This is a genomic window from Mycobacterium sp. B14F4 (genome assembly GCF_039871645.1).
Taxonomy (GTDB): domain Bacteria; phylum Actinomycetota; class Actinomycetes; order Mycobacteriales; family Mycobacteriaceae; genus Mycobacterium.
Window position 1 is genome coordinate 37,683 of sequence record NZ_JBDPMF010000008.1, and the last position, 26,274, is coordinate 63,956.

Consider the following 26,274-nt stretch of genomic DNA (forward strand, 5'->3'; position numbering starts at 1 on the left):
GTAGTGGAGTTCGCAGCTCCCGCCCTATGGCTCAGCTCACAAGTAGGTGACCTAGCTGGGGCTCATGTCGCTAGGTCGACGGTTAAACCGTAGTTCGTTCAGCAGTACAAATGGGATTAGAGTCCCCCCGAGGTTTGGGTCGAGCGTGCAAGCCGGAACCGGATTTCGCGCCGGTGCGGCGCCCAGCCCAAACGTCCACCGAAGGCGTTGGAGGCCAGATGAGTACTCAGATATCCGAGGGACCGCCCGGAGCCTCGGCGGTACCGGCTCCTCGATCGCAACCGCCGCGCAGACGTTCCCTCTACCGCGGCGACCCCGCGATGTGGTCCTGGGTGCTGCACCGCATCACCGGCGCGACGATCTTCTTCTTCCTGTTCGTCCACGTGCTCGACACCGCGCTGGTACGCGTCAGCCCGCAGGCCTACAACGAGGTCATCGAGACCTACAAGACCCCGCTGATCGGCCTGATGGAGATCGGCCTGGTCGTCGCGGTGCTCTACCACGCCCTCAACGGCATCCGGGTCATCCTCATCGACTTCTGGCACAAGGGTGCGCGCTACCAGCGGCAGATGCTGTGGGCGGTGGCCGGCGTCTTCCTGGCGATCATCATCCCGTCGGTCGGCATCATCGGCATGCACATGGCGGAGCGGTTCCTGTGAGCGCGGCGGGAGGGACCTGGACCCCCCACCACCGCGAGGGCCGCATCGCCCCGGTGATGGAGAAGGAGTACGACCGCCCGGCCGGCCTGGACCACCCGCGGGCACCGCGGCGTCCGCGCGGCATCCCGTACTTCGAGAAGTACGCCTGGCTGTTCATGCGGTTCTCCGGGGTGGCGCTCGTGTTCCTGGCGCTCGGCCACCTGTTCGTGATGCTGATGTGGCAGGACGGCGTCTACCGCATCGACTTCAACTACGTCGCCGAACGCTGGGCCTCGCCGTTCTGGCAGATCTGGGACATGTCGCTGCTGTGGCTGGCCCAGCTGCACGGGGCCAACGGCCTGCGCACCATCATCGGTGACTACGCGCGTAAGAACAGCACCAAGTTCTGGCTGAACTCGCTGCTGCTGCTGGCCACGGGCTTCACCCTGGTGCTCGGCAGCTACGTGCTGGTCACCTTCGACGCGAACATCTCATAGGGGACGCACGATGATTCAAGAGCATCGCTACGACGTGGTCATCGTCGGCGCAGGCGGCGCGGGCATGCGCGCCGCGGTCGAGGCGGGCCCGCGCGCCCGCACCGCCGTGCTGACCAAGGTGTACCCGACGCGCAGCCACACTGGCGCGGCGCAGGGCGGGATGTGCGCCGCACTGGCCAACGTCGAGGAGGACAACTGGGAGTGGCACACGTTCGACACCGTCAAGGGCGGCGACTACCTCGCCGACCAGGACGCGGTCGAGATCATGTGCAGGGAAGCCATCGACGCGGTGCTCGACCTCGAGAAGATGGGGATGCCGTTCAACCGCACCCCCGAGGGCCGCATCGACCAGCGCCGGTTCGGCGGGCACACCCGCGACCACGGCAAGGCCCCGGTGCGCCGGGCCTGCTACGCCGCCGACCGCACCGGCCACATGATCCTGCAGACGCTGTACCAGAACTGCGTCAAGCACGACGTCGAGTTCTTCAACGAGTTCTACGCCCTCGACATCGCGATCACCGAGACGCAGTCCGGTCCCGTGGCCACCGGCGTCATCGCCTACGAACTGGCCACCGGCGACATCCACATCTTCCACGCCAAGGCGATCGTCTTCGCGACCGGCGGGTCGGGCCGGATGTACAAGACCACCTCCAACGCCCACACCCTGACCGGCGACGGGCTGGGCATCGTGTTCCGAAAGGGACTTCCCCTGGAGGACATGGAGTTTCACCAGTTCCACCCGACGGGCCTCGCCGGTCTGGGCATCCTCATCTCCGAGGCGGTGCGCGGTGAGGGCGGACGGCTGCTCAACGGCGACGGGGAACGGTTCATGGAGCGCTATGCGCCGACGATCGTCGACCTGGCGCCGCGCGACATCGTCGCCCGCTCGATGGTGCTGGAGGTGCTCGAGGGCCGCGGTGCCGGCCCGAACAAGGACTACGTCTACATCGACGTGCGCCACCTCGGCGAGGATGTACTCGAGGCCAAGCTGCCCGACATCACCGAGTTCGCCCGCACCTACCTCGGCGTCGACCCGGTCACGGAACTCGTGCCGGTCTACCCGACATGCCACTACGTGATGGGCGGCATCCCGACCACGGTCAACGGTCAGGTGCTGCGCGACAACACGACGATCATCCCGGGCCTCTATGCCGCCGGCGAGTGCGCGTGCGTGTCGGTGCACGGCGCCAACCGGCTGGGCACCAACTCGCTGCTGGACATCAACGTGTTCGGCCGTCGCGCGGGCATCGCGGCGGCCAACTACGCGCTGGGCCACGACCATGTCGAGTTGCCGGAGGACCCGGCGGGCATGGTGGTCGACTGGGTTTCCGACATCCTCTCCGAGCAGGGCAACGAACGGGTCGCCGACATCCGCGGTGCGCTGCAGCAGTCGATGGACAACAACGCGGCGGTGTTCCGCACTGAGGAGACGCTCAAGCAGGCGCTCACCGACATCCACGCGCTCAAGGAGCGTTACGCCCGAATCTCGGTGCAGGACAAGGGCAAGCGCTACAACAGCGACCTCCTGGAGGCGATCGAGCTGGGCTTCCTGCTGGAGCTGGCCGAGGTGACCGTGGTGGGCGCGCTCAACCGAAAGGAGTCGCGCGGCGGGCACGCCCGCGAGGACTACCCGAACCGCGACGACACCAACTACATGCGCCACACGATGGCCTATAAGGAGGGCACCGATCTGCTCTCCGACATCCGGCTGGACTACAAGCCCGTCGAGCAGACCCGGTATGAGCCGATGGAACGGAAGTACTGAGATGACCATCGCACCAGAGGTGCAGACCAAGGATCCCGAGCTGCCGCCCGTGCCCGAGGGCGCGGTGATGGTGACGCTGAAGATCGCCCGCTTCAACCCCGAGGACCCCGACGCCGCCGGCTGGCAGAGCTTCCGGGTGCCGTGCCTGCCCAGCGACCGGCTACTCAACCTGCTGCACTACGTCAAGTGGTACCTCGACGGCACGCTGACGTTCCGCCGGTCGTGCGCGCACGGCGTCTGCGGTTCGGATGCGATGCGCATCAACGGCGTCAACCGGCTGGCGTGCAAGGTGCTGATGCGCGACCTGCTGCCGAAGAACCCCCGCAAGCAGCTCACCATCACCATCGAGCCGATCCGCGGCCTGCCCGTGGAGAAGGACCTGGTGGTGAACATGGAGCCGTTCTTCGACGCCTACCGCGCGATCAAGCCGTACCTGGTCACCAGCGGCAACCCGCCGACGCGCGAGCGTATCCAGAGCCAGACCGACCGCGCCCGCTACGACGACACCACCAAGTGCATCCTGTGCGCGTGCTGCACCACCAGCTGCCCGATCTACTGGAGCGAGGGCAGCTATTTCGGTCCCGCCGCGATCGTCAACGCGCACCGGTTCATCTTCGACAGCCGCGACGAGGCCGCCGCCGAGCGGCTCGACATCCTCAACGAGGTCGACGGGGTGTGGCGGTGCCGCACGACGTTCAACTGCACGGAATCGTGCCCGCGCGGCATTCAGGTCACGCAGGCCATCCAGGAGGTCAAGCGCGCGCTGATGTTCGCGCGCTAGTCCGCACCACGCCGAGACTGAACTTGGTGCAGCGAGATTGGGCAAGGACGCCTGCACAAGTTCAGTCTCGCGGCATCGCGCTAGATGATGATCACCGGGATGAAGATCCCGAACAGCCAGAAGCCGAACACCTTGATGTGGGGGAACCACACCGGATACACCCGGAAGCCCCAGTAGTCGATCCATTGTGGCGGGTGTCCGCGCCAGTGCACGGCCGGCGGCGGACCCCAGCCCCACGGCGGGCGGTCGTCGTTACGCCATTTGTTGACGCGCCACCATTTGTCCCAGTCGTGGTCGTTCCACCGCTTCCATTCCTGGCGGTCGTCCCAGTCCTTCCAGCCGGGCCTGTTCCAGTCGTTGTCGCGCCAGTCGGCGTCCTCCCACTCGTCGTGCTCGCCGCCGCCCCAATCCGGTTCGGCGTCGGAGAGCGCGGCACCGGGCCCCAGTGCGGCGCCCCCGAGAATGACTGCGATCGCGCCCTGTGCCACGGCTTTCTTGAGGTCCATTCCCAACTCCTCGTTGTCATTGACAAAACTGACTCCGAATGCCCCGACTCAAATCGGAACGCTGAGAAGACCAACTCCTGCTGGCTGGCCACACCCCGCCGTGGACGGCCTTGAACGATCTCAGACGGTGACCCCCTATTCGAATATCGCGGCGACGCGTCGGGCGTTACCGCGCGGCGAGCGGGCCGAGGTGTCACACTTCGCGGCGCTGTCTCGTCCATAGGGCATGACCGAGAAAACACAGAAACCGCGCATCGAACCCCTTCCCCCGCAGCGCGCCTCGCTGCTGACCAAGCTCCTCTACCGGGTCGCCCGGCGCCGGTTCGGCGAGGTGCCCGAACCGTTCGCCGTCGCGGCGCACCACCCCCGGCTGATGCTGGCCAACGTGGTGCACGAGGGCATGCTGGGCTCGGCGTCGAAGAAGCTGCCGAAGAACGTGCTCGAGATCGCGGTCTTCTGGACCGCCCGCACGGTCGGCTGCTCGTGGTGCGTCGACTTCGGCTCGATGCTGCAGCGCCTCGACGGCCTCGACGTCGACCGGCTCAAGCACATCGACGAGTACGCGACGTCACCGCTGTTCTCCGACGACGAGCGCGCGGCGATCGTCTACGCGAACGCGATGACCACCGACCCGCACACGATCACCGACGAGCAGGTCGCCGACCTCAAGCGCCGGTTCGGCGACGACGGGGTGATCGAGCTGACGTACCAGATCGGCGTGGAGAACATGCGGGCCCGGATGTACTCGGCGCTCGGCATCACCGAGCAGGGCTTCAGCTCCGGTGACGCGTGCCGGGTGCCGTGGGCGACGGAGGGCTCGACGGGCGAAGCGGCGAGCCGGTGAACTTGTCCGGGTTGGCGATGTCCCAGATCGCGCACACCCGCCCCTCGCACACGGTCATCGCGGTCACCCGCGGCGTCACCGCCGGCCGCCCTTCGACGGGTGTCGTGCCGACCGTGTAGGTGCCGAGCTGGCCGTTGACCAGAGCCGGCTGGTTCGCCTCCAGCCAGCCCGGCCCGTAGCGACGGGCCAGGCCGAACAGGAAGCGCGCCACCTTCTCGGGGCCGTGGATGACGCGCGGCGCGGTCGGCGCTTTGCGGTTCGAGTCCCCGGTGAACGTGACATCCGGATGCAGAAGGCGCACAACGGCTTCCATGTCGCCGGCGGCCAGCGCGGCCATCAGCGCACCGGCCACCTGGTTGTGCTCGTGGTCGGCGACGGGCGGCGGTGCGTCGGCGACGGCGCGTCGTGCTCGTGACGCCAGTTGCCGGGCTGCCGCTTCGCTGACCCCGAGGACGTCGGCGATCTCGCCGAACGGCACGGCGAACCCGTCGTGCAGCACGAACGCCACCCGCTGGTCCGGCCTGAGCCGCTCGAGCACCACCATCGCAGCGAACCGGGCGTCCTCACCGGCCACCACCGCCGCGAGCGGGTCGTCGCGATCCAATCCGGTCACCACCGGCTCCGGAAGCCATTGGCCCACATAGGTTTCGCGTCGGTGCGCCGCTGAGCGCAACCGGTCCAGGCTCAACCGGCTCACCACCGTGGTGAGCCACGCCTGCAGGTCGGCGATGGACTCCGCATCGGCGGTGTTCCAGCGCAGCCACGCGTCCTGCACCATGTCCTCGGCATCGGCGACAGTGCCGGTGAGCCGGTAGGCGACGGAGAGCAGATGCGGCCGCAGGCGTTCGAACTCGTCGATCCGCGTGCTGGCGGTCATAGCACCAGCCTAAGGGTGACGGTAACGCCAGGATTGGTCGCCGGACCGATTCCTCCGCGACGGAACGCCCAACGCGGCGTCGCAACGCAGGTGCAGGGGGCCGCGCGCGAAAGCGCGGGCGCGACAGGGGCGCGAGCCCTTGCTCATGCCGCGGGTCGGACCGCTCGCGTGCTGGTGAGCCCCAGCGGTAGCGGAGGTGCGGCCGCGTTGACACCGAGGGCAAGGCGCGCGGCCTGGATGCCGGACTCGACAACGGTGAACATGCCGGCTCCCGGCTGGGTCCAGTGGCCGGCCAGGAGCAGTCCGGACACCGGTGTAGTCGGAGCAAGCCGTCTGACACCGGCATTCGCGGTCGTATTTGTCCAGCCATAGATCGGGCCCATGCGATGCACGCGCGGGTGCGATGCCCCCGACTCTCCCGTAGCCGGCTCGAGGAAGGTGAGATGCTCGCCCAGCCCGGGCAGGACCTCCTCACCCAGGCTCAGCAGGTCCGCGGCGACGCGGCGGTGGTCGGCCGATGTCTCGCCGGACTCACGCGGGGCGGCGCCTTGAATCATCACGACGTGTTCGCCCGCCGGCGCCAGCGATGGATCGGTCATCGACGGGATGACCACAAACCCTCCCGAGACTCGCCCCGCGCGCCCGTCGGCGTAGATGCGTTCGATGTCCCACTCGCGCGCGAGGACTGTCTCGTGGTGGGCGCCCAACGCTCGCGCATCGAGGTCGGTACCGACATAGATCGAGTAAACAGAAGCCGACACCTCGCGCTTGCGGAGTCGGCGGATGAACCGGGCGGGCAGGTTGTCCGGGTTCAGAAGATCTTCGAACGTGGCGCGAGCGTCAACCGCGGAGATGACGGTCGAGGCGGTGACCCGCTGCCCACCCTCCAATTCGACGCCGGTCACGCGGCGATCGGCGGTGCGGATGCGCGCGACGCGCGTGCCCAAGAGCAACTCACCGCCGGCCTTTTCAAGCCCCGCGACGAACGCGTCGGCCAGCCGCTGGAAGCCGCCCCGGCAGTAATAGGCGCCGTCGTCGATGTAGGTGCCCATCATTGCCGCCCACAACATGAAGGACGCCCGCGAGGGTGGCACGGCAAGCCACGTCCACACCAACGAGGCATACACGGACTTGAGACGCGGGTCGGTCAACTCCCGGTCGAGCACTTGTTTCAACGTCGCGTTCGTGTAGCGGGCGATTGCGCGGTAGCGCAGCGGGATCAGCGCGATATCCGGCAGCCGCGGACGCATCGGGAAGTTCAGGAACTCGCGGTAGATCTCGCTGCTGAGCGTCGCCAGACGGCGAAGCCCGCGGGCCTGCGAGGGGAAGTGCTGCAGGTGAGCCTCTACGAACGCCTCGCGCCCGCACGGAACCGCACATTCGAAGCCCGGATAGCGGGTCACGTAGAACGGGTCGTCGACGCGGACGAACTCGCAGCGGTCACGGACGCCGAGTTCGCGCAGGACCGCGTCGACCACGCCCTGGCCGAACGGGCCGTCCGGCATACAGCTGGTGAGAAGGTGGTCGGCGCGGTCGAAGGTGTAGCCCCCGGATCGCAGGGCATGGGCGTAGCCACCGGGAAGTTCGTCGGCCTCGACCACGAGCGTGCTCTTGCCCGCATGCGCGAGCAATGCGCCCGCGGTCAGCCCACCGAGGCCGGCGCCGACGACGACGACGTCATAGGTGTCTTTCCGCGCCTGCTGCGGCGAGCCTTCCTGACCGCTATTGCTGGAAACCATTGTTGCTCCTCTTGCGTGACCGTCCGCGCCCAGACGAGCGCGTAGACCCCTTTGGTGTCAATGCCTCCGTGCCCGAGGGAAGGCCGAAAGAGGGTGGAACCTTTGCCCACCCAGGCGCTCAGCTTCGCGGCCCAGCCGCGCCTGCAAGCGCTGCACCGCGACGTACATCGTCTCCGTGCGGCTGCCAGACGCAGGCAGGAGTCCGAGCTGTCGAGCCACCGCGGAGTTGTCGTAATACGCCGCGTAATGGGCGATCTTGTGTCGGCGGAAGGTGTACACGTCGACTCCATCGACATCGATGCGGCGTCCGGTGGGAGCGAAGCCCCGCGGATCGAATGCGGCCAGGTGCGTCCCAGTCATCTTCCAGGGAACCATCAGCACCGACGCGCCGTCGGCGAAGCACCTGGGCCCGATGATGTCGAAATGCAAGTCAGGAATCGACCGCCAACAACTCTCCATGAATCCACGATCGAGCTGCACGGGGACGTCGTGCGTGCCGGCTGCGTTGGTCTCGGACATCTGGATGACCTCCCGGACGGAGGATCAGATCAATCCCTAAGCATCCCGCTACCGAGAACCGCAGTCAACGTCGACGTTTTCGATTCGCGCCGCTCGCGGCAAGCGACCATACCGACCTGCGTGAGAGAGGTTGCCCACTGGTGATGCCATTCCGCGATTTTCGTGCAGTCTTCGGGCCTGCGGTACGGTCGCCGACCGTTACCTTTTCGCGAAAATCGTTCGGTGCCAATCCTTTTCGGCGACACCGGTGATGTCGCTCATCACGTGCTTGACGGTCAGGTACTCCTCGAGCGAGTAGTCGCTCATGTCCTTGCCGAAGCCGGATGCGCCGACACCGCCGTGCGGCATCTCGCTGATGATCGGGATGTGGTCGTTGATCCACACACAGCCGGCCTTGATCTCGCGCGAAGCCCGCTGCGCCCGGTACACGTCGCGGGTCCACGCCGAGGCCGCTAGCCCGTAATCGGTGTCGTTGGCCTGGCGCAGCGCGTCGTCGTCGTCGGTGAACGAGCGCACCGTCAGCACCGGCCCGAAGACCTCGTCGCGGTACACCTCCGAGCGCTCGTCGACGTCGGCGATCACCGTCGGGAGGTAGAACGAGCCCGGCAGATCCGGCGCCGAGCCGCCGGTGACGATGCGCCCGCCCTCACCGGGCGCGCGCTCGACCATCCCCGCCACCTTCGCGCGGTGCGCCGTCGAGATCAGCGGCCCGAGGTCGGTGTTCGGATCCTGCGGATCGCCGACGACGACCTTGCCGAACAGTTCGCCGATGCCCGCCACGAAGTCGTCGTAGACATCGCGCGCGACGATGGCCCGCGTCGCCGCGGTGCAGTCCTGGCCGGTGTTGATCAGCGCGCCCGCGACCGCGCCCTGGATCGCCGCGTCGAGGTCGGCGTCGTCGAACACGACGAACGGCGCCTTGCCGCCGAGCTCCAGCTGCACGCGGTGACCGTGCACCGCGGCGGCGGCCATCACCTTGCGACCGACCGGCGTCGAGCCGGTGAACGTCACCACGTCGACGTCGCGATGCCCCGCCAGGGCGGACCCGACATCCGAGCCGGCGCCGGTGACGACGTTGAGCACACCGTCGGGTAGTCCCGCCTCCCTGGCCAGCCGCGCCAGCGTCAGCGTGGTCAGCGGGGTGAGCTCACAGGGCTTGATCACCACCGAGCAGCCGGCGGCCAGCGCGGGCAGCACCTTCCACACCGCCATCTGCAGCGGGTAGTTCCACGGTGTGATGGTCGCGACCACGCCGACCGCCTCGCGCCGGATGCTCGAGGTGTGGTCGCCGGAGTACTCGGCGCTGGCCTTGCCCTCGAGATGGCGGGCCGCACCCGCGAAGAAGTCGATGTTGTCGACGCTGCCGGGCACGTCGAACTCCGCGGCCAGCCGCACCGGCTTACCGGTCTGGCTGACCTCCTCGGCGACCAGCACCCCGGCGCTGCCGTCCGCCAGCTGAGCCAGCTTGAACAGCACCGCGGCCCGCTCGGCGGGTTTCGCGCTCGACCACTCGCCCAGGGCGGCGCGCGCCGCCGCGACCGCGGCGTCCACGTCGGCGGGTGTCGCCAGCGCGTAGTCGGCGACGGAGTCGCCGGTCGCGGGGTTGATCACCCGGTGCGCAGCGCCGCCGGTGACCACCGGGGCACCGTCGATCCAACTGCCTGCCACGCTGGTGGATACCGCCGTCATGGCCTCACGCTAACCGACCGCACCGCCGTAAGCTACGCATTACTGCCGCCGTAGGCCCCTCAAACGATCGATTTCATGGTCATAGTTGCTTGCTACGACGGATTCCGTGCACAATCACATGCATGCCTAACCCGGGTTTCGCGCACGGCATCGGTCCCGTCTCGTTCCGCGTCAACCAATCTCGCCCAGGCGCGGCGTTCCAGCTCGACGATCTGTCCAAGCAGATCATCGAGAAGTTGCAGCAGGACGGGCGCCGCTCCTATGCCGGCATCGGCAAGGCGGTCGGCCTGTCGGAGGCCGCCGTGCGCCAGCGCGTGCAGCGCATGGTCGACGCCGGCGTCATGCAGATCGTCGCGGTCACCGATCCGATGCAGCTGGGCTTCGCCCGGCAGGCGATGATCGGCATCCGCTGCACCGGTGACACCACCCGGGTGGCCGAGAAACTCGCCGCCATCGAGTCGGTCGACTACGTGGTGCTGACCGCGGGCTCGTTCGACGCCATCGTCGAGGTCGTCTGCGCGGACGACGACGACCTTCTCGATCTCCTCAACACCCAGATCCGCGCACTGCCGGGAGTGATATCCACCGAGACCCTTGTTTACCTGAAACTTGTTAAGCAGCAATATAATTGGGGTACAAGATGACTACTACCGATATCACTCGAGAAGTCTCCAACGAGCTGGAGGCCAAAGCCAGCCGGCACCTGTGGGGCCACTTCGCCCGGCACGGACGGGGCATCACGCCTCCCATCATCACCCGCGGCGAAGGCGTGATGATCTGGGATGACAAGGGCAAGAGCTACATTGACGGCCTTTCGGGGCTGTTCGTCGTGCAGGTCGGGCACGGCCGCAAGGAACTGGCCGAGGCCGCCGCCAAGCAGGCCGAACAGTTGGCGTTCTTCCCGCTGTGGTCCTATGCCACCCCCACCGCGATCGAACTGGCCGACCGCATCGCCGGCTACGCGCCGGGCGACCTGAACCGGGTGTTCTTCACCACCGGCGGCGGCGAGGCCGTCGAGTCGGCGTGGAAACTGGCCAAGAACTACTTCAAGCTGACCGGCAAACCCGGCAAGCACAAAGTGGTTTCGCGTTCGATCGCCTACCACGGCACCCCGCAGGGCGCGCTCGCCATCACCGGCCTGCCGGTGTTCAAGGAGCAGTTCGAGCCGCTGACACCCGGCGGCTTCCGCGTGCCGAACACCAACTTCTACCGCGCACCCGAGCCGTATGCCCACGACGCCAAGGCGTTCGGGCAGTACTGCGCCGACCGGATCGCCGAGGCGATCGAGTTCGAGGGACCCGATACGGTGTGCGCTGTCTTTCTGGAGCCGGTGCAGAACGCGGGCGGCTGCTTCCCGCCGCCGCCAGGGTATTTCGAGCGGGTCCGCGAGATCTGCGACGAGTACGACGTGCTGCTGGTGTCCGACGAGGTGATCTGCGCCTACGGGCGGATCGGCTCGATGTTCGCCTGTGACGACTTCGGCTACGTGCCCGACATCATCACCTGCGCCAAGGGTTTGACGTCGGGCTATTCGCCGATCGGCGCGATGATCGCCTCCGACCGGCTCTTCGAACCATTCAACGACGGCAAGACGACGTTCGCGCACGGCTACACGTTCGGCGGGCATCCGGTGTCGTCGGCGGTCGCGCTGGCCAACCTCGACATCTTCGAGCGCGAAGGCATCAACGACCACGTCAAGGAGAACGCACCGGTCTTCCGCGCGACCCTCGAACAGCTGCTGGAGTTGCCGATCGTCGGTGACGTCCGCGGCGAGGGTTTCTTCTACGGCATCGAATTGGTCAAGGACAAGACCACCAAGGAGACCTTCGACGACGAGGAGTCCGAGCGACTGTTGCGCGGCTTTCTGACCTCGGCCCTGTTCGAGGCCGGGCTGTACTGCCGCGCCGATGACCGCGGCGACCCGGTCGTCCAGCTGGCGCCGCCACTGATCAGCGGCAAGAAGGAGTTCGACGCGATCTACGACATCCTTCACCGCGTGCTGGGCGAAGCCAGCCGCATGCTCTAGGCGGCGGCGTAGCGTCGGTCGGGTGCCGACGAAGTCACCGAAGCCACCGATCGATCCCGTCCGCTGGCAGCCGCCGCCCGTCGACCCGCTGCCGGATCTGCCGCCGGCCGATCTGACCGTCGTCGGCCTGCCCGGCAACGCGCCGGAGGACGTGGTGGTCGACGGCGACGGCGCGATCTGGACCGGTGTCGACGACGGCCGGATCCTGCGGATCACCGCCGACGGGAACGCATCCGTCGTCGCTACGGCGCAGGGCCGGCCCCTCGGCCTGCACGTCGCGCACGACGGGCGGATCCTGGTGTGCACCAGCCCGGGCGGTCTGCTGGCCCTGGACCCGAACACCGGAGCGTTGCAGACGCTGGTCGCCGAGGTCGACGACCGGCGGCTGATGTTCTGCTCGAACGTCACCCAATCACCGGACGGCACAATCTATTTCACCGAGTCGACGAGCGCCTTCAGCTACGCCCATTTCAAGGGGGCGGTGCTCGAGGCGCGGCCCCGCGGCAGCCTGTTCCGCCGCGACGCCGGCGGCACCGTGCTCACGGTGGCCGCGGGACTGTACTTCGCCAACGGCGTGACACCGACGGCGGACGGGTCGGCGCTGGTGTTCGCCGAGACGCTTGCGCGACGGCTGTCGAAGTACTGGCTGACCGGTGAGCGAGCCGGGACCGTGACGCCGCTTCACGTCAATCTGCCCGGCCACCCCGACAACCTGTCCACCGGCGCCGACGGCCGGATCTGGTGTGCGATGGTCTCGCCGGTCAACGCCGCCGCCGAGCGGCTCGCGACCAGTCCGCCCCTGCTGCGCAAGCTGGTGTGGAAGCTGCCCGACCGTCTGCAGCCGCAGATCAAGCCGGAGGTGTGGGCGGTCGCGTTCGATCCCGACACCGGCGAGGTCGTCGCGGGCCTGCGCACGGAGCATCCGTCGTTCGGGATGGTGACGGGCCTGGTCGAGGCGAACGGCAGGCTGTGGATGGGGTGCATCGGATCGCCCGCCGTCGCGCACGCCGACCTCGCGAGGCTCACGATCTAGCCTCTGTCGAGAACCGCGACCAGGTGGTCCACCGCGGCGATCGTCGAGATTGCAGTGGTGCCCTACTGCTCTCATGGCACCGAACGCGAGCGACGATTCACATCCAGACACGGATGGAGAACGACGATGAGCAGCGCAAAGTACATCGGTCGAATCGGTTCATCGGCGCTCGCGCTGGGAATCGGGGTGTTCCGCCCCATCGGTACCCGGATGACCGTGTCGATCGGTGCCGCCCTGGTGGTGACGGCCATGGTTGTGCCGGCCTCGGTCTCGACGGAGTCGCCGGCGGTGAAGCTGTCTGCCGACGCGACCGCCCTGATCGTCTGCGGAACCACCTGCCCGACGCCCGACGACTCCTTGATCGAATCTGTCAAGAACCAGTTCGTCGCGCCGACTCATCCAGGCCAGAACATCGAGTACGTCCCGGTGACCACACCCCAGGAATTCTGGCCCGTCACGGGGGTGTTCCGCCTCCTCGGGCTCGCGTTGGGGCCGCAGAGCCTCTTCGGGCTAGATGGCCCAGCGTGGCCGGACGAGCCGTGGTGGAAACTCTCAGGCCTCTTCGACCGCTCCGGCGATCAGTCGCTTGAGGACGGGGCGGCCGATCTGCAGGCGGCGATGGTCGAGAACCCCAGCGACCATCTGGTCATATTCGGCGTTTCACAGGGCGCGGGCGTGGCGAATGTGACGAAGCGCAAGCTGGCCGAGCAGTATCCGGCGGGAACCAAGGCTCCCGATGTCGATTTCGTGCTGAGCGGTGATCCCAATCTGCCCAACGGCGGCCTTGCCAGCCGCTTCGCGGGACTTTACATTCCGATCCTCGATTTGACGTTCAACGGCCCCGCGCCGACCAACACACAGTTCGACACAGTGGAGATCAACCGCCAGTACGACGGCTTCTCCGATTTACCGTTGTATCCGCTCAATGTCATCTCGCTGACGAACGCGCTTCTGGGCGTTGTGTACGTGCACATGTACCTCTTAGACGTCAGCCTGCCCGCCGAACCGACGAAGTCTCCCGCTTACCAGGGCAAGCACGGCGACACCGACTACTACTTCTTCGAGAACCCGGATCTGCCGCTGTTCGGTCCGCTGCGCACCCTGGGAGTGCCCGAGTCGCTGATCGATGTCGTCGAACCGTTCTTCCGGGTGATCGTGGAACTGGGCTATGACCGCAGCATCCCGGCGTGGCAGCCCACCCCGGCGCGCCTGATCCCGACGCTCGACCCCGGGAAGGTGGCCACAGATCTGGTCAATGCGGTCGGCGAAGGCGTCAACAACGCCGCCAAGTTATTCGGTTTGGCCCCTCCGCCGCACGATCCTCCGCCGGCGACCATCACCCAGTCGGCGCCGATCGTGCAAAGCCAGTCAACATCGACGCGGCAGACCGCGACCAACGAGCCGATGACGAGTAGTGAGCAGACGGTGAGCGTCACCGAGTCGACGTCGAGCGGACAGACCGGGACGACCGACCAGTCGACCTCGGACAATCAGACCACCGGCACCGAAGACTCGAAACCGAGTGAGCAGCGTGGGACCACCAGCGCGAGTGACGATGCCGACGACGAGGCGGGCGCTACCGACACCGCCGATCGCTCGCCAGTCGATTCGCCGTCCGCGGGTAACACCTCCGTCGGTGGCGCCTCCGAGGACGATCACCACGGAGCAGCGAACGAGTGATCACGCGACGCGCGTACGTTGCTTACTAGCCACTTTCCTCGACCATCGTCTCAGCCCACCCGATGTGTCCTTCGAAGCCAAGCGATTCCGCGGTCGCGCGATATCGCCCGAGCAAGTCCCGGTAGGCAACCTCGTCGCTGCGGGCACGGGCCAGCAGCGCGCGCAGCCGTAACAGCGTGATTTCGAGCATCGCCGAACCGTCGTCTACCCATAGGACCGCCAGTCGGTCGACCGCCTGTTGAGCTTCGGCCACATCGCCGTGGGTGCCACGCTCTAGCAGCGTCTGCACCAGAACGCCGGTCCCCCAAACGCCATAGAAGAGGTTTTCTGCCTGGCGCAGCTCGTCGACGGCTTGGCGCATCTCCGGTATGGCGGCATCGTGGTCGCCGCGCCTGGCCGTTTCCCGGGCGGTCCACACGTCGGTGACCGGGATGAGGAAGAGCGCACGCTTTCGCAGCCAGATGTCACGGGTCTGCATCATCAGTTCGAGCCCGCGGTGACGGTCGGCCGCGGCGTCCCGATTCAGCAGCCCGACAGCCAACGTATATGCGGCCAAGCCCACTGCGCGGTCGTTGCTGGCGCTTCGGGCGGTCTGCAGTGCATCCTCGCTCGCGCGCACCGCGGAGTCATCGGCCCGAAGCGCCCCATACTGCAGCGCATGACCGTAAGTCCAGGCGATGGCACCGGAGAGGGTTTCCGGGTTGCTGTGTCGGGCCATCGCGACGGCGTCGTGGAGGTCTCGGCACCATCCGGGACGGCCCAGCCACCACCGGGCAGTGCCGCGGTACGCCAACGCGATCGCCAGCGGTGATCCCCAACCGTAGCTGGCGCCCTTGGTGGGGTCACCGGCGGCCAGGTCGACGACGTGCTGCGACCAGCGCAAGATCTCGCCGAACTCACCGGCACAGAGCCAGTTGACGAACGCTATGGCCGCCAACCCCATGGTCGGGGTGGGATCGTCGATCGACTCGAGCAGCGCCGTCTGTTCGGATACCAGCAGCGAGCCCTCACGCACGCGCCCGGCGTAGATCAGCTCGGTGGCCGGCCCGCTCATACCGATGGCCAGCGAGACCTTGTCCCCGGCCGCGCTGCACAACTCACGCAGCTCCGCGAAGCGGCCCTGGCTCTCCTGGACCTCTCGGGCTTGTAAGTCGGTGGCACACAGCATGGTCCGCGGAGCGATGCGCATCGACAGCTGGTCGGGGTCGTCCGCAGGCAGCGCGTCGGCGATCTGGCGTGCTCGCTCCCAGCTCAGCCGGGCCGCGACGAGATCACGGTTGGTTGACCACGCGGCGGCGCGCATGTGCCAGCCGTACGCCGCGTGCAGCTCGTCGGCGGACTCGAGATGTTCGGCGATCAGCGCGGCATTCTCCTCCACCGACCCCGGCGCGCGGTCTTGGATCGCGGCGGCCAGGCGCCGGTGCCACTCGGCGCGATCGGCTTTCAGCTGTGATTCGTAGGCCACCGCGCGAATCAGCGGGTGCCGGAACGCGTACTCGGCGCTCGGGGAGAACCGCACCTGATCGATCAGCTCCGCGCCGAGGAGCTCGTCGAATACCGCATCGATGTTCAACGCGGACACCAGTTCCGCCTCGAAGCGTACGCCAATCACCGACGCCGCGTTCAGCGTCCGCCTCGCCGGGGCCCTCAGCCGGTCGATGCGCGCCTCGATGGCCGCCGCCACTGTGGCCGGCACGCTCACCTCACCGATGTCGACCCGGCAGACATATTCACCGCGCTCGCCGTCCAAGAGCTCGCGCTGCACCAAGTCGCGCACCATCTCCTCGGCGAAGAACGGGTTGCCCGCGGCCCGCTCGGCGATGACAGACGCCAGTTCGATAACCGATGCATCCGACCCCACCAGCTCGCCGAGCAGCGCCGAGATGTCCGAATCACGCAGCGGGGCAAGCGCTATCGTTTGGGCGCCATGCACCCGCAGCAGCGCACCCTCATACTCGGGGCGCGCGGTGATCAGGACCATCGAGGCCGTTCGCGGGATCACCGCCAGGAAGTCGGTCAGCATCGCCTCGCTGACCGCGTCGATCCAGTGCGCATCTTCGATGATGAACAACGCCGGTTGCGTGCGCGCCAGCGCGATCGTATTGATGAGCGCCGTCAATCGGTGCCGCCGCGCACCCGCGTCCATCTGGGCCAGCGGCGCCTCGGGGTCACTTATGCCGAGCAGATCGTCGAGCAGCAGCAGATCCTGCGGGTCGGCATCCGGAATCCTTTGCCGCACCAACGCGCGGCCGGTTTCGCCGTCGACTTCAGCGACGCCGATCGCCGTTCGCAGCAACCGGTTCACGGCATGGAAGGGGACGTCACGAGCGTACGACTCGCAGAAGGTCCAGAACACCTCCACCCCGCGACCGACAGCCGAGCCCGCGGCCTCCCGGGCCACCCGGCTCTTGCCGATGCCCGGCGGCCCCACCACGTTCAGCACACCACCGCGCCCACCACTCGCCCGCTCCGCCATCGCGTCGAGGGCGGCCATCTCCCAGCGCCGACCGACCAGGCTCGCCTCCGTGCGCCTGATCGGCCCGCCCTGCGGGCCGATCCCCATCAGCCGGCGCGCGCGCACCGGGTCATCGGACCCCTTGATGTGCACCCATTCCGGTTCGGCCAGCACCACTTTGTGCTCGACCAGCCGCGCGGTCGCCTCCGACAACATCACCTCACCGGGCGGCGCCACCGACTCCATCCTGTGAGCGAATCCGACCGGCTCGCCGGTCGCGGCGTATCTCAGCGACCCCGAACCGACCTCACCGGCGATCACCCGCCCCGAGTTCAGGCCCACCCGCAGCCGCAACGCCACGCCATCGCGGCGGGTCACCTCGGCCGCCAACCGGGCGGCCTCCTCCTGGATTGCCAGCGCGGCAAGACATGCTCGAAAAGCATGATCTTCCAAGGCAACTGGAGCACCAAAGAGCGCCATCACCCCGTCGCCGGTGTACTCCACGGTTCCGCCGTAGCGGCGCACCACCGCCGCGGAGCGCTCCACCAGCTCGGTGATGACCTCGCGCAGCCGCTCCATATCCAGGACGGCCGCGATGTCCATCGACCGCACCACATCGGCGAACAGCACCGTCACCTGCTTGTACTCAGCCGCGCGGGTTGCCTGCGCGAGTCGCGCACCGCACTCGCTGCAGAAGTTGCTCGTCGCACTGGAATGCGCGCCACAGGACGCACAGATCAGCCCTGTCGCGGTCAGTCCACTGCCACCATCGCAGCTGACGCGCACGTCACTTATCGTTTCACCGCTGGTCAGTGATGTCTGGCATATCGCCGGCATCTTCGCGAGCTTTCAAGACTCTCGGATGCCGTCACATTTGAAACAACAACCACACCAGCCACAGCGCGCCTCCGCGGAATCCGCCGCCGCACGGCCTAATCTGCGCTCACGATGGCGAAGTTCCTAATGTCGTCCCAGCGCGCTGCCGCCCTGGCAGCGGCTCTGTTTGTGATCGCCGGCCCGGCCGTGGCAAGCGCCCAGCCGCCCGCTGCGCCGGAGGGCAACACGTGCCCCTACCGCGAGGTGACGCCGCCTGCGGTCGACGCCTCCGAGGTGCCCAGGCCCGGCCAGGCGCCGCCCGCGCCGCTGCCGGTGCCGACGACACCGCTCGGCGGTGAGGCGCTGGCCGGTTGCGGTGTCATCACGGCGCCGGGCACACCGCCGCTGCCGACCGACGTCTCGGCCGAGGCGTGGGTGGTCGCCGACCTCGACACCGGTGACGTCATCGCCGCCAAGGACCCGCACGGCAGGCACCGCCCCGCGAGCATCGTCAAGGTGCTCACCGCGATGCAGGCCATCAAGGAACTGCCGATCCACAAGGTCATCGCGGGCACCGCCGAGGACGAGGCCCAGGAGGGCACCAAGGTCGGCGTCGGCGAGAACGGCCACTACTCCATCAACGACCTGCTGCACGGGCTGCTGATGTACTCGGGCAACGACGCCGCGCATGCGCTCGCCATGCAGATGGGCGGGTGGGACGCGGCGCTCGCCAAGATCAACGACCTCGCCGCCAAGCTCGGCGGCCGCGACACCCGGGTGGCGACGCCCTCGGGTCTCGACGGGCCCGGCATGAGCACGTCGGCATACGACATGGCGTTGTTCTACCGCTACGCGTGGCAGAACCCGATCTTCACCGACATCGTCGCCACCCGGTCGTTCGACTTCCCCGGCCGCGGTGACGTCGGCTATCCGATCGAGAACGACAACAAGCTGCTGCTCAACTACCCCGGCGCGATGGGCGGCAAGACCGGCTACACCGACGACGCCGGCCAGACGTTCGTCGGCGCGGCCGACCGCGACGGCCGCCGTCTGGTCGCGGTGCTGCTCAAGGGCACCCGCCAGCGAATCGCCCCGTGGGAGCAGGCCGCGCGCCTGCTCGACTACGGCTTCGCGACGGCACCGGGCACCAAGGTCGGCACGCTGATCGAACCCGACCCCTCGCTTACCGGCAGGCCGGTCGATGACGCCGCCGACGCCGCAGTGGCCGGCGCGCCCCTGCTGGGCGACGTCGACGCGATGCCGGTGCGGGTCGGCGTGGGGGTGGTCGGCACGGTGATCGTGTTCAGCCTCATCATGGGCGCGCGCTCGCTCAACCGGCGAGCGGTGCCTTAGCCCCACCGCCGCAGCAACCGCTCGGCCCCGGTGCAGAGCCGGCCGAGCACATCGGCGGCCGGCAGCGACTCGCGGACCATGCCGACGCCCTGGCCGGCGTTGACCGGCGCCACCCGGTAGTCCTCGGCGGCGACGGCCGAGTCCAGTTCGGCCCGCGCTTCGTCGTCCAGATCGGCCTCGTGACCGTCGAACCGGTCAACGAACTCATTGCTCAGCACGCGCTCGGGAAGCGTTGCGGGCCAGGGATACCCCTGCGCCACATCGAAGACCCGGGTGGTCACGGTCGCGTCCGCGGACGCCGCGGCCAGCGCGTTGCGCACCGCCGTCGACGTCATCGCTTCGGCGCAGCCGGCGAACACGGTGCCCAGCCACGCGCCGGACGCTCCCGCGGCCAACACGGCGGCCAGCCCGCGTGCCGATGCGATACCGCCCGCGGCGAGCACTGGTACCGACACCTCGTCGAGCACCTCCGCGAGCAGTGGCAGGGTGCCCACGTGCGGCTCGCCGTGCCCGCCGCCCTCGGCGCCGCGCGCCACCAGGACGTCGACCCCAGCGTCGACGGCCCGCCGGGCCGCGGTGACGTCGGCCACCTGCGCGGCCACCGGCACACCGGCGTCGTGCGCCCGGCGGACCCAGGACCAGTCCGCGCCGAAGCTGACGGCCAGCATCGCGGGTTTGGCCGCGATCGCCACCTCCAGCAGCTCGGGGTTCGCCGACATCACCCAGTGCACCAGCCCGATGCCGAACGGCCGCCTGAGCGCCGCGACGTATTGCAGTTCGGCGGTCAACTGGGCGGTGGTCGCCGAGCTGCCCATCCCGATCATGCCGAGCCCGCCCGCCCGTGACACCGCTGCGGCCAACGCGCCGCCCGCAGCGCCACCCATCGGCGCGTTGACGATCGGGACATCGATGCCCATCGCGCGGGACCACGGCGTCGACAATGGCACGGCGGGTGCTACCTCAACGCCGTCGTAGCCGCGAAAGACCAAGCGCGCCAAGCGCTCCTGCCGCAGCCGCGGCCAGCGCCGCGGGCATCCCGACACCCTCGCGGACCTGAACGCGCGGCGTGATCTGCGCCGACCCGGGCGGAGGCACGGGGGCGGCTTCCAAGATCTCGGTCGACGTCGCGGCCCACGCGGTGGCGAACAGGATGAGGCGCGCGGTGATGTAGGCGAACACCATCAGGCCGAGCACCGGACCGAACGTGGCCCCGGCGGGTCCGGTGACCACAGCGCGCAGGTAGATGGACGCCACCTGCTTGAACACCTCGAACGCCACTGCCGCGAGTGCACCGGCTCGCATCGCCGAGTGGAAGGTGACCTTTTCACGGGGCAACCGCGCGATGATCCAGGTGAACAGCAGCCAGGTGATCAGCAGTGAGATTGCCAGCGAGACCACCCGCAGCACGATGCTCATACCCGGAACACCTTCCAGGCCAACCCATTCGATCACCTTCTTGGCCAGCCCTGAGCTGCTCAGGGCGGTCAGCGCGACGGTGACGGCGATCGACACGAACAGGCCGACGATGGCCAGGAGGTCCGACAGCTTGGTGCGGACGAACCCCTTGCCGTCCTGACGCGCCAGGCCCCACATCTGGCTCAGCGCCTCGCGCAGGTTCGCCATCCAGCCCAGCCCCGCCCACATGGCCGTGGCTAGGCCGATGATGCCGACCGAGGTGCGCGACGCGATGGCCGAGTCCATCAGCTCCACCAGCTGCGTGCCGACGTCACCGGAGACCGCGGCCTTGACCCGGTCCTGGATGTCGGCTAGCAGATCGGGCTGGCCGGCCAGGATGAACCCGCCGATCGCGAAGCCGACCATCAGCAAGGGGAACAGCGCGAAGATCGTGAAGTACGTGATGCCGGCCGCGTAGAAGTCGCCCTTGCTGTCCTTGTAGCGCAGCTGGGCCCGCATGACATGGTCGAACCAGGCGTATCGCGCGCGATAGCGGTCGAGGAATCCCTGCTTGTCGGAGTCCGGCTCGGCCGGTGTCACCATTCCAGCCTCCCCAGCGTGTCAGCCGCGCGACGGAAGAAATCCCAGCCGGTCGTATACCCGCTTGAGCGTCTTGGCAGACGCGTCGCGGGCGCGCTCGGCACCGACCGCCAGCACCGACTCCAATTCGCCCGGATCGGCGAGCAGTTCGTCGACCCTGGCCTTGATCGGGCTGACGAACTCGACCACGGCCTCGGCGGTGTCCGACTTCAGGTCGCCGTACCCGCGACCGGCGTAGCCCTCGACCAGCTTGTCGATGTCGGTTCCCGTGACGGCGGACTGGATGGTCAGCAGATTGGACACGCCGGGCTTGGCGGCAGGGTCGTAACGGACCTCGCGCTCGCTGTCGGTGACGGCCGAACGGATCTTCTTGGCCGACACCTTCGGCTCGTCGAGCAGGCTGATCAGTCCGGCCTCCGTGGCGGCCGACTTGCTCATCTTCGACGTGGGGTCCTGCAGGTCGTAGATCCTTGCGGTGGCCTTCTGAATCAGCACGTCCGGCACCACGAAGGTCTCGGGGAACCGGGAGTTGAATCGCTGCGCGACGTCGCGCGCCAACTCCAGGTGCTGGCGCTGATCCTCCCCGACCGGCACCAGATCGGTGTCGTAGAGCAGCACATCGGCGGCCATCAGGACCGGGTAGGTGAACAATCCGACCGTGGTGGCTTCCGCGCCCTCCTTCTGCGACTTGTCCTTGAACTGCGTCATCCGCGAGGCCTGCCCGAAGCCGGTGAAACAGCCCAGCGCCCAGGCCAATTCGGTGTGGGCGGGCACATGGCTCTGTACGAAGATCGTCGCCCGTGCCGGGTCGACGCCCAGCGCCAGATACTGCGCGGCCGTCACGAGCGTGCGCCGCCGCAACTGTTCGGGGTCCTGCGGGATCGTGATCGCGTGCAGGTCGACGACGCAGAAGAACGCCTCGTAGTCCTCCTGCAGGTCCACCCACTGCTGGACCGCACCCAACGCGTTGCCGAGGTGCAGGGAGTCAGAGGTGGGTTGGACGCCGGAGAAGACGATCTGGCCGGCGCCGCCGCGGTCGGTGCTCATGATGCCTCCGATCTTTTCACAAGCCGCGGTCAGCGATATTCGACCGTCACCGGCGCGTGGTCGGACCAGCGCAGCGCGTACGCCGCGGCGCGTTCCACCCGTGCGGCCATGGCCCGCCGCGCCAGGCCGGTGCTCGCCAACTGGTAGTCGATGCGCCAGCCGGCGTCGTTGTCGAACGCGCGGCCCCGCCACGACCACCACGCGTACGGGCCCGGTTGACCGGGGTGCAGCGCGCGGACGACGTCCACCCAGCCCGACGCCAACAGGTCGGTGAGCCATTGCCGTTCGCTCGGCAGGAAGCCGGACTTCTTGACGTTGCCCTTCCAGTTCTTGATGTCGTGCTCGGTGTGGGCGATGTTCCAGTCACCGCACACGACGGCATCCCGATCGGCCAGCGTCGCCATCCGCCCGGCGAGTTCGGCCATGAACCGCTCTTTTTCGAGCTGGCGGTCGGTCCCCGCCTCGCCGGTCTGGACGTATACGTTCCCGACCGTCACCCCGGCGGTCTCGACCTCCAGATACCGGCCGTGCGAACCGAATTCGGCGCTGTCGAGCTGCCTTGCCGCCTCGATGGGGTGACGGGACAGCACGGCGACGCCGCTACGCCCCTTGAGGTGCGGTTCGGCCGACGCGAGCTCCCAACCCTCGGCCAGCGCTGGGGCGAGCGCTTTGGCCAGCTGCTCGTCGTCGGCCCGCGTCTCCTGCAGGCACACCACATCGGCGGTCGTCGCCGACAGCCACGGCAGCAGTCCCAGATTGTCGGCCGAGCGCTGCTTGACGGCCGCACGGATCCCGTTGACGTTGATGGTGCTCACGATCACGGCAGGCACGCTAGCGGCCATGGGCGCGGACCCACTTGCGGTACCGGCGGTATCACCTTTAGTGTCGGGCCACATGACCGATCGCGCACCGATCCACGTGGGTTCCGGCGAGCCGATGCTGTTGCTGCACCCGTTCATGATGTCGCAGAACGTCTGGAAAGACGTCGCACCGATGGTTGCCGAGACGGGTCGATACGAGGTCCTGGCGCCGACCATGCCCGGCCACAACGGCGGCGTGAAGGGCCGCTTCTTCCTGGACACGGCCGAGTTGGCCGACGACATGGAACGCCGCATGGACGCGGCGGGCTGGGACACCGCCCACATCGTCGGCAACTCATTGGGCGGCTGGGTGGCCTTCGAGCTCGAGCGCCGCGGACGGGCCCGGACGTTGACCGGCATCGCCCCGGCCGGCGGCTGGCACCACTACAGCCCGGTCAAGTTCGAGATCGTCGGCAAGTTCGTGGCCGGCTTCCCGGTCTGGCTGGTCGCCAAGGCGCTGGGTCCGCGCGCGCTGCGGCTGCCGTTCGTCCGCCATCTGGCCTACGTGCCGGTCAGCGCCGGCCCTGACCGGTTGAGCGACGAGGACCTGCTGGTGATCATCGACGACGTCACGCACTGCCCGGCGTACTACCAGTTGCTGCTCAAGGCGCTGCTGCTGCCCGGTCTGCTCGAGCTCGCCGAGGGCAGTGCGCCGACGCATCTGGTGATCTGCGAGAAGGACCGCGTGTTGCCCCACCCGCGGTTCACCCGCCACTTCACCGACCACCTGCCACCGACCACCGAGATCACTCACCTCGACGACGTCGGGCACATCCCGATGTTCGAGGCGCCACGCCAGATCGCCGACGTGATCGTCGGTTTCGTCGACCGGTACGCGACGCCTCCACCGGCGACCGCGCTCGGCGGCTAGCTGCTCGACGCGCCTTCCAGCAGCGAGTTCAGCGTCTTGCTGGGCCGCATCACGGCGGTGGTCTTCTCCCGGTCCGGGTAGTAGTAGCCGCCGATGTCGACCGAATCGCCCTGCACCTCGTTGAGTTCGCCGACGATGGCGTCCTCGTTCTCGGCCAGTGTCTTGGCCAGCTTGGCGAAGTGGTCGGCCAGTTCCTTGTCGTCGGTCTGCTCGGCGAGTTCGGCCGCCCAGTACATCGCGAGGTAGAACTGGCTGCCCCGGTTGTCGAGCTCGCCGGCCTTGCGCGACGGGCTCTTGTTGTTCTCCAACAACTTTCCGATCGCGGAGTCGAGCGTCTTGCCCAGCAGGACGGCGCGCTTGTTGTCGGTCTTGCGGCCGATGTCCTCGAAACACGCACCGAGCGCGAGATACTCGCCCAGCGAATCCCACCGCAGGTGGTTCTCCTCGACCAACTGGTGGACATGCTTGGGCGCCGAACCGCCCGCACCGGTTTCGTACATGCCGCCGCCCGCCATCAACGGCACGATCGACAGCATCTTGGCGCTGGTGCCCAACTCCAGGATCGGGAACAGGTCGGTCAGGTAGTCGCGCAGAATGTTGCCGGTGACGGCGATGGTGTCCTGCCCGCGGATCAGCCGTTCGAGCGTGTACCGCATCGCCCACACCTGCGGCATGATCTGGATGTGCAGGCCCTCGGTGTCGTGGTCCTTGAGGTATTCCTTGACCTTCTTGCGTAGTTCGACCTCGTGCGGTCGCTCGGTGTCGAGCCAGAACAGCGCCGTCATGCCCGACGCGCGCGCCCGCGTGACGGCCAGCTTGACCCAGTCGCGGATCGCGGGGTCCTTGACGATCGGCATGCGCCAGATGTCGCCGGCCTCGACGTTCTGGGTGAGCAGCACCTCGCCGGTGTCGATGTCGACGATGTTGGCGACCCCGTCCTCGGGGATCTCGAAGGTCTTGTCGTGGCTGCCGTACTCCTCGGCCCGCTGGGCCATCAGCCCCACGTTGGGCACGGTGCCCATGGTCCTCGGATCGAACTGCCCGTGCGTCTTGCAGAAGCAGACCATCTCCTGGTAGATGCGGGAGAACGTCGACTCGGGATTGACCGCCTTGGTGTCTTTGAGCTTGCCGTCGGCGCCGTACATCTTGCCGCCGGCGCGGATCATCGCGGGCATCGACGCGTCGACGATCACGTCGCTGGGCGAGTGGAAGTTGGTGATTCCGCGGGCCGAGTCGACCATCGCGAGTTCGGGACGGTGCTCGTGGCAGGCGTGGATGTCGTTGATGATCTCCTCGCGCTGCGAGGCGGGCAGCTTCTCGATCTTGTCGTACAGGTCGGACATGCCGTTGTTGACGTTGACGCCCAGCTCGTCGAACAGCTCCTGGTGCTTGGCGAACGCCTCCTTGTAGAACACCTTGACCGCGTGGCCGAACACGATCGGGTGGCTGACCTTCATCATCGTCGCCTTGACGTGCAGCGAGAACATCACGCCGGTCTTGTAGGCGTCCTCGATCTGTTCCTCGAAGAAGGCGCACAGCGCCTTCTTGCTCATGAACATGCTGTCGATGATGTCGCCCTCGTCGAGGGCGACCTCCGGCTTCAAAACGATGGTCTGGCCACCGGAGGTCTCGAGCACCATCTTGACCTTGCGCGCCTTGTCGATGGTCATGGACTTCTCGCCGTGGTAGAAGTCGCCGCCCTTCATGGTGGCGACGTGCGTCCGCGACGCCTGCGACCATTCGCCCATGCTGTGCGGGTGCTTGCGCGCGTACTCCTTGACCGCCTTCGGCGCACGACGGTCGGAATTGCCTTCGCGCAGAACGGGGTTCACCGCGCTGCCGAGAATCTTGGCGTAGCGCTCCTTGATCGCCTTCTCCTCGTCGGACTTCGGGTCGCCGGGGTAGTCCGGCAGGTCGTAACCCTTGGCCTTGAGTTCCTTGATGGCCGCCAGCAGCTGCGGCACCGAGGCGCTGATGTTCGGCAGCTTGACGATGTTGGTCTGCGGGTCCTGCGTGAGCTCACCGAGTGTGCCCAGGTTGTCGGGCACCCGCTGCTCCTCGGTCAACCGGTCGGAAAACTCGGCGAGGATGCGGGCCGCCACCGAGATGTCACTGGTCTCGACGTTGATGCCGGCCGGCTCGGTGAAGGTGCGGATGATCGGCAGGAAGGCGTAGGTCGCAAGCAGCGGCGCCTCGTCAGTGAGCGTGTAGATGATGGTCGGCTGCTCGGCACTCATGTGGCGTTCTCCCGGCTCGGTTCTTCGTCAGGCCTCGGTCAATTTC

At 67.7% G+C, this 26,274-nt stretch carries 21 protein-coding genes and 1 pseudogene; 11 read left to right on the forward strand and 11 right to left on the reverse strand.

Translation table 11 applies throughout. The features are described from left to right. Positions 1-218 precede the first annotated feature (218 nt). Genes sdhC through ABGB19_RS20605 form a run of 4 tightly spaced genes read left to right on the forward strand, consistent with a single transcriptional unit; the run spans position 219 to position 3,681 of the window. The gene (gene sdhC, locus ABGB19_RS20590; RefSeq protein WP_347687855.1) at positions 219-659 is read left to right on the forward strand and encodes a succinate dehydrogenase, cytochrome b556 subunit; all 441 of its coding nucleotides are present in this window, start codon (positions 219-221) and stop codon (positions 657-659) included. A 56-nt stretch (positions 660-715) separates the two neighbouring features. Further along, on the forward strand, positions 716-1,135 hold the full coding sequence (locus ABGB19_RS20595; protein WP_347688036.1) for a succinate dehydrogenase hydrophobic membrane anchor subunit: 420 nt from the start codon (positions 716-718) through the stop codon (positions 1,133-1,135). Positions 1,136-1,145: 10 nt separating this feature from the next. Then, positions 1,146-2,900: a succinate dehydrogenase flavoprotein subunit gene (gene sdhA, locus ABGB19_RS20600; protein ID WP_347687856.1), complete on the forward strand. Its 1,755-nt coding sequence runs from the start codon at positions 1,146-1,148 to the stop codon at positions 2,898-2,900. A 1-nt stretch (position 2,901) separates the two neighbouring features. Beyond that, positions 2,902-3,681, forward strand: coding sequence for a succinate dehydrogenase iron-sulfur subunit (locus ABGB19_RS20605; protein ID WP_347687857.1), 780 nt, complete (start codon positions 2,902-2,904; stop codon positions 3,679-3,681). A gap of 80 nt (positions 3,682-3,761) precedes the next feature. Here ABGB19_RS20605 and ABGB19_RS20610 read toward each other — a convergent pair whose 3' ends face one another. Then, entirely contained in the window at positions 3,762-4,187 is a 426-nt protein-coding gene (locus ABGB19_RS20610) for a hypothetical protein (RefSeq protein ID WP_347687858.1), read from the reverse strand. Positions 4,188-4,413: 226 nt separating this feature from the next. Here ABGB19_RS20610 and ABGB19_RS20615 point away from each other — a divergent pair. Continuing rightward, positions 4,414-5,031, forward strand: a pseudogene (locus ABGB19_RS20615) (carboxymuconolactone decarboxylase family protein); the annotation flags it as partial. On the opposite strand, the gene ABGB19_RS20620 reads toward ABGB19_RS20615, so the two are convergent. The 4 genes from ABGB19_RS20620 to ABGB19_RS20635 form a co-directional block, all read right to left on the reverse strand. After that, a complete protein-coding gene (locus ABGB19_RS20620; protein WP_347687859.1) occupies positions 4,961-5,908 on the reverse strand; it encodes a sigma-70 family RNA polymerase sigma factor in 948 nt (315 codons plus the stop codon). The pseudogene ABGB19_RS20615 and the gene ABGB19_RS20620 sit on opposite strands and share 71 nt — an antisense overlap. 143 nt (positions 5,909-6,051) lie before the next feature. After that, positions 6,052-7,647, reverse strand: a complete 1,596-nt coding sequence (locus ABGB19_RS20625; protein WP_347687860.1) for an NAD(P)/FAD-dependent oxidoreductase — start codon at positions 7,645-7,647, stop codon at positions 6,052-6,054. A gap of 57 nt (positions 7,648-7,704) precedes the next feature. Then, positions 7,705-8,166: an ester cyclase gene (locus ABGB19_RS20630; protein WP_347687861.1), complete on the reverse strand. Its 462-nt coding sequence runs from the start codon at positions 8,164-8,166 to the stop codon at positions 7,705-7,707. A 198-nt stretch (positions 8,167-8,364) separates the two neighbouring features. Beyond that, positions 8,365-9,855 carry a gamma-aminobutyraldehyde dehydrogenase gene (locus tag ABGB19_RS20635; RefSeq protein ID WP_347687862.1) on the reverse strand — a complete coding sequence of 497 codons (1,491 nt, stop codon included), beginning with the start codon at positions 9,853-9,855 and terminating at the stop codon, positions 8,365-8,367. A 122-nt stretch (positions 9,856-9,977) separates the two neighbouring features. Between ABGB19_RS20635 and ABGB19_RS20640 the strand changes: the two genes are divergently transcribed. The 4 genes from ABGB19_RS20640 (at position 9,978) to ABGB19_RS20655 (ending at position 14,594) form a co-directional block, all read left to right on the forward strand. Then, positions 9,978-10,499 carry an Lrp/AsnC family transcriptional regulator gene (locus ABGB19_RS20640; RefSeq protein WP_347687863.1) on the forward strand — a complete coding sequence of 174 codons (522 nt, stop codon included), beginning with the start codon at positions 9,978-9,980 and terminating at the stop codon, positions 10,497-10,499. Further along, entirely contained in the window at positions 10,496-11,881 is a 1,386-nt protein-coding gene (locus tag ABGB19_RS20645) for an aspartate aminotransferase family protein (protein WP_347687864.1), read from the forward strand. Before ABGB19_RS20640 ends, ABGB19_RS20645 begins: the two co-directional genes overlap by 4 nt. 22 nt (positions 11,882-11,903) lie before the next feature. Then, positions 11,904-12,914: an SMP-30/gluconolactonase/LRE family protein gene (locus tag ABGB19_RS20650; protein WP_347687865.1), complete on the forward strand. Its 1,011-nt coding sequence runs from the start codon at positions 11,904-11,906 to the stop codon at positions 12,912-12,914. A 126-nt stretch (positions 12,915-13,040) separates the two neighbouring features. Next, complete coding sequence (locus ABGB19_RS20655; protein WP_347687866.1) at positions 13,041-14,594, forward strand: PE-PPE domain-containing protein; 1,554 nt, start codon at positions 13,041-13,043, stop codon at positions 14,592-14,594. Between the two features lie 25 nt (positions 14,595-14,619). Here ABGB19_RS20655 and ABGB19_RS20660 read toward each other — a convergent pair whose 3' ends face one another. Next, positions 14,620-17,835 (reverse strand): adenylate/guanylate cyclase domain-containing protein, encoded by a 3,216-nt coding sequence (locus ABGB19_RS20660; protein WP_347687867.1) that lies wholly within the window; start codon positions 17,833-17,835, stop codon positions 14,620-14,622. Between the two features lie 162 nt (positions 17,836-17,997). On the opposite strand from ABGB19_RS20660, the gene ABGB19_RS20665 reads away from it, so the two are divergent. Continuing rightward, positions 17,998-19,218: a serine hydrolase gene (locus tag ABGB19_RS20665; RefSeq protein WP_347687868.1), complete on the forward strand. Its 1,221-nt coding sequence runs from the start codon at positions 17,998-18,000 to the stop codon at positions 19,216-19,218. On the opposite strand, the gene ABGB19_RS20670 is transcribed toward ABGB19_RS20665, so the two are convergent. From ABGB19_RS20670 to ABGB19_RS20685, 4 genes are read right to left on the reverse strand one after another with little or no spacing between them, the layout of a single operon-like run. After that, positions 19,215-20,135 (reverse strand): nitronate monooxygenase, encoded by a 921-nt coding sequence (locus ABGB19_RS20670; RefSeq protein ID WP_347688037.1) that lies wholly within the window; start codon positions 20,133-20,135, stop codon positions 19,215-19,217. The two genes, ABGB19_RS20665 and ABGB19_RS20670, sit on opposite strands and share 4 nt — an antisense overlap. A 43-nt stretch (positions 20,136-20,178) precedes the next feature. Then, positions 20,179-21,216 (reverse strand): inner membrane protein YhjD, encoded by a 1,038-nt coding sequence (yhjD, locus tag ABGB19_RS20675; RefSeq protein WP_347687869.1) that lies wholly within the window; start codon positions 21,214-21,216, stop codon positions 20,179-20,181. A gap of 18 nt (positions 21,217-21,234) precedes the next feature. Further along, positions 21,235-22,260 carry a tryptophan--tRNA ligase gene (gene trpS / locus ABGB19_RS20680; RefSeq protein ID WP_347687870.1) on the reverse strand — a complete coding sequence of 342 codons (1,026 nt, stop codon included), beginning with the start codon at positions 22,258-22,260 and terminating at the stop codon, positions 21,235-21,237. A 29-nt stretch (positions 22,261-22,289) separates the two neighbouring features. Continuing rightward, positions 22,290-23,081 carry an exodeoxyribonuclease III gene (locus ABGB19_RS20685; protein ID WP_347687871.1) on the reverse strand — a complete coding sequence of 264 codons (792 nt, stop codon included), beginning with the start codon at positions 23,079-23,081 and terminating at the stop codon, positions 22,290-22,292. A gap of 73 nt (positions 23,082-23,154) precedes the next feature. On the opposite strand from ABGB19_RS20685, the gene ABGB19_RS20690 reads away from it, so the two are divergent. After that, the gene (locus ABGB19_RS20690; protein ID WP_347687872.1) at positions 23,155-23,991 is read left to right on the forward strand and encodes an alpha/beta hydrolase; all 837 of its coding nucleotides are present in this window, start codon (positions 23,155-23,157) and stop codon (positions 23,989-23,991) included. Here ABGB19_RS20690 and ABGB19_RS20695 read toward each other — a convergent pair. Further along, positions 23,988-26,228, reverse strand: coding sequence for an NADP-dependent isocitrate dehydrogenase (locus tag ABGB19_RS20695; protein WP_347687873.1), 2,241 nt, complete (start codon positions 26,226-26,228; stop codon positions 23,988-23,990). The two genes, ABGB19_RS20690 and ABGB19_RS20695, sit on opposite strands and share 4 nt — an antisense overlap. Between the last annotated feature and the right edge of the window lie 46 nt (positions 26,229-26,274).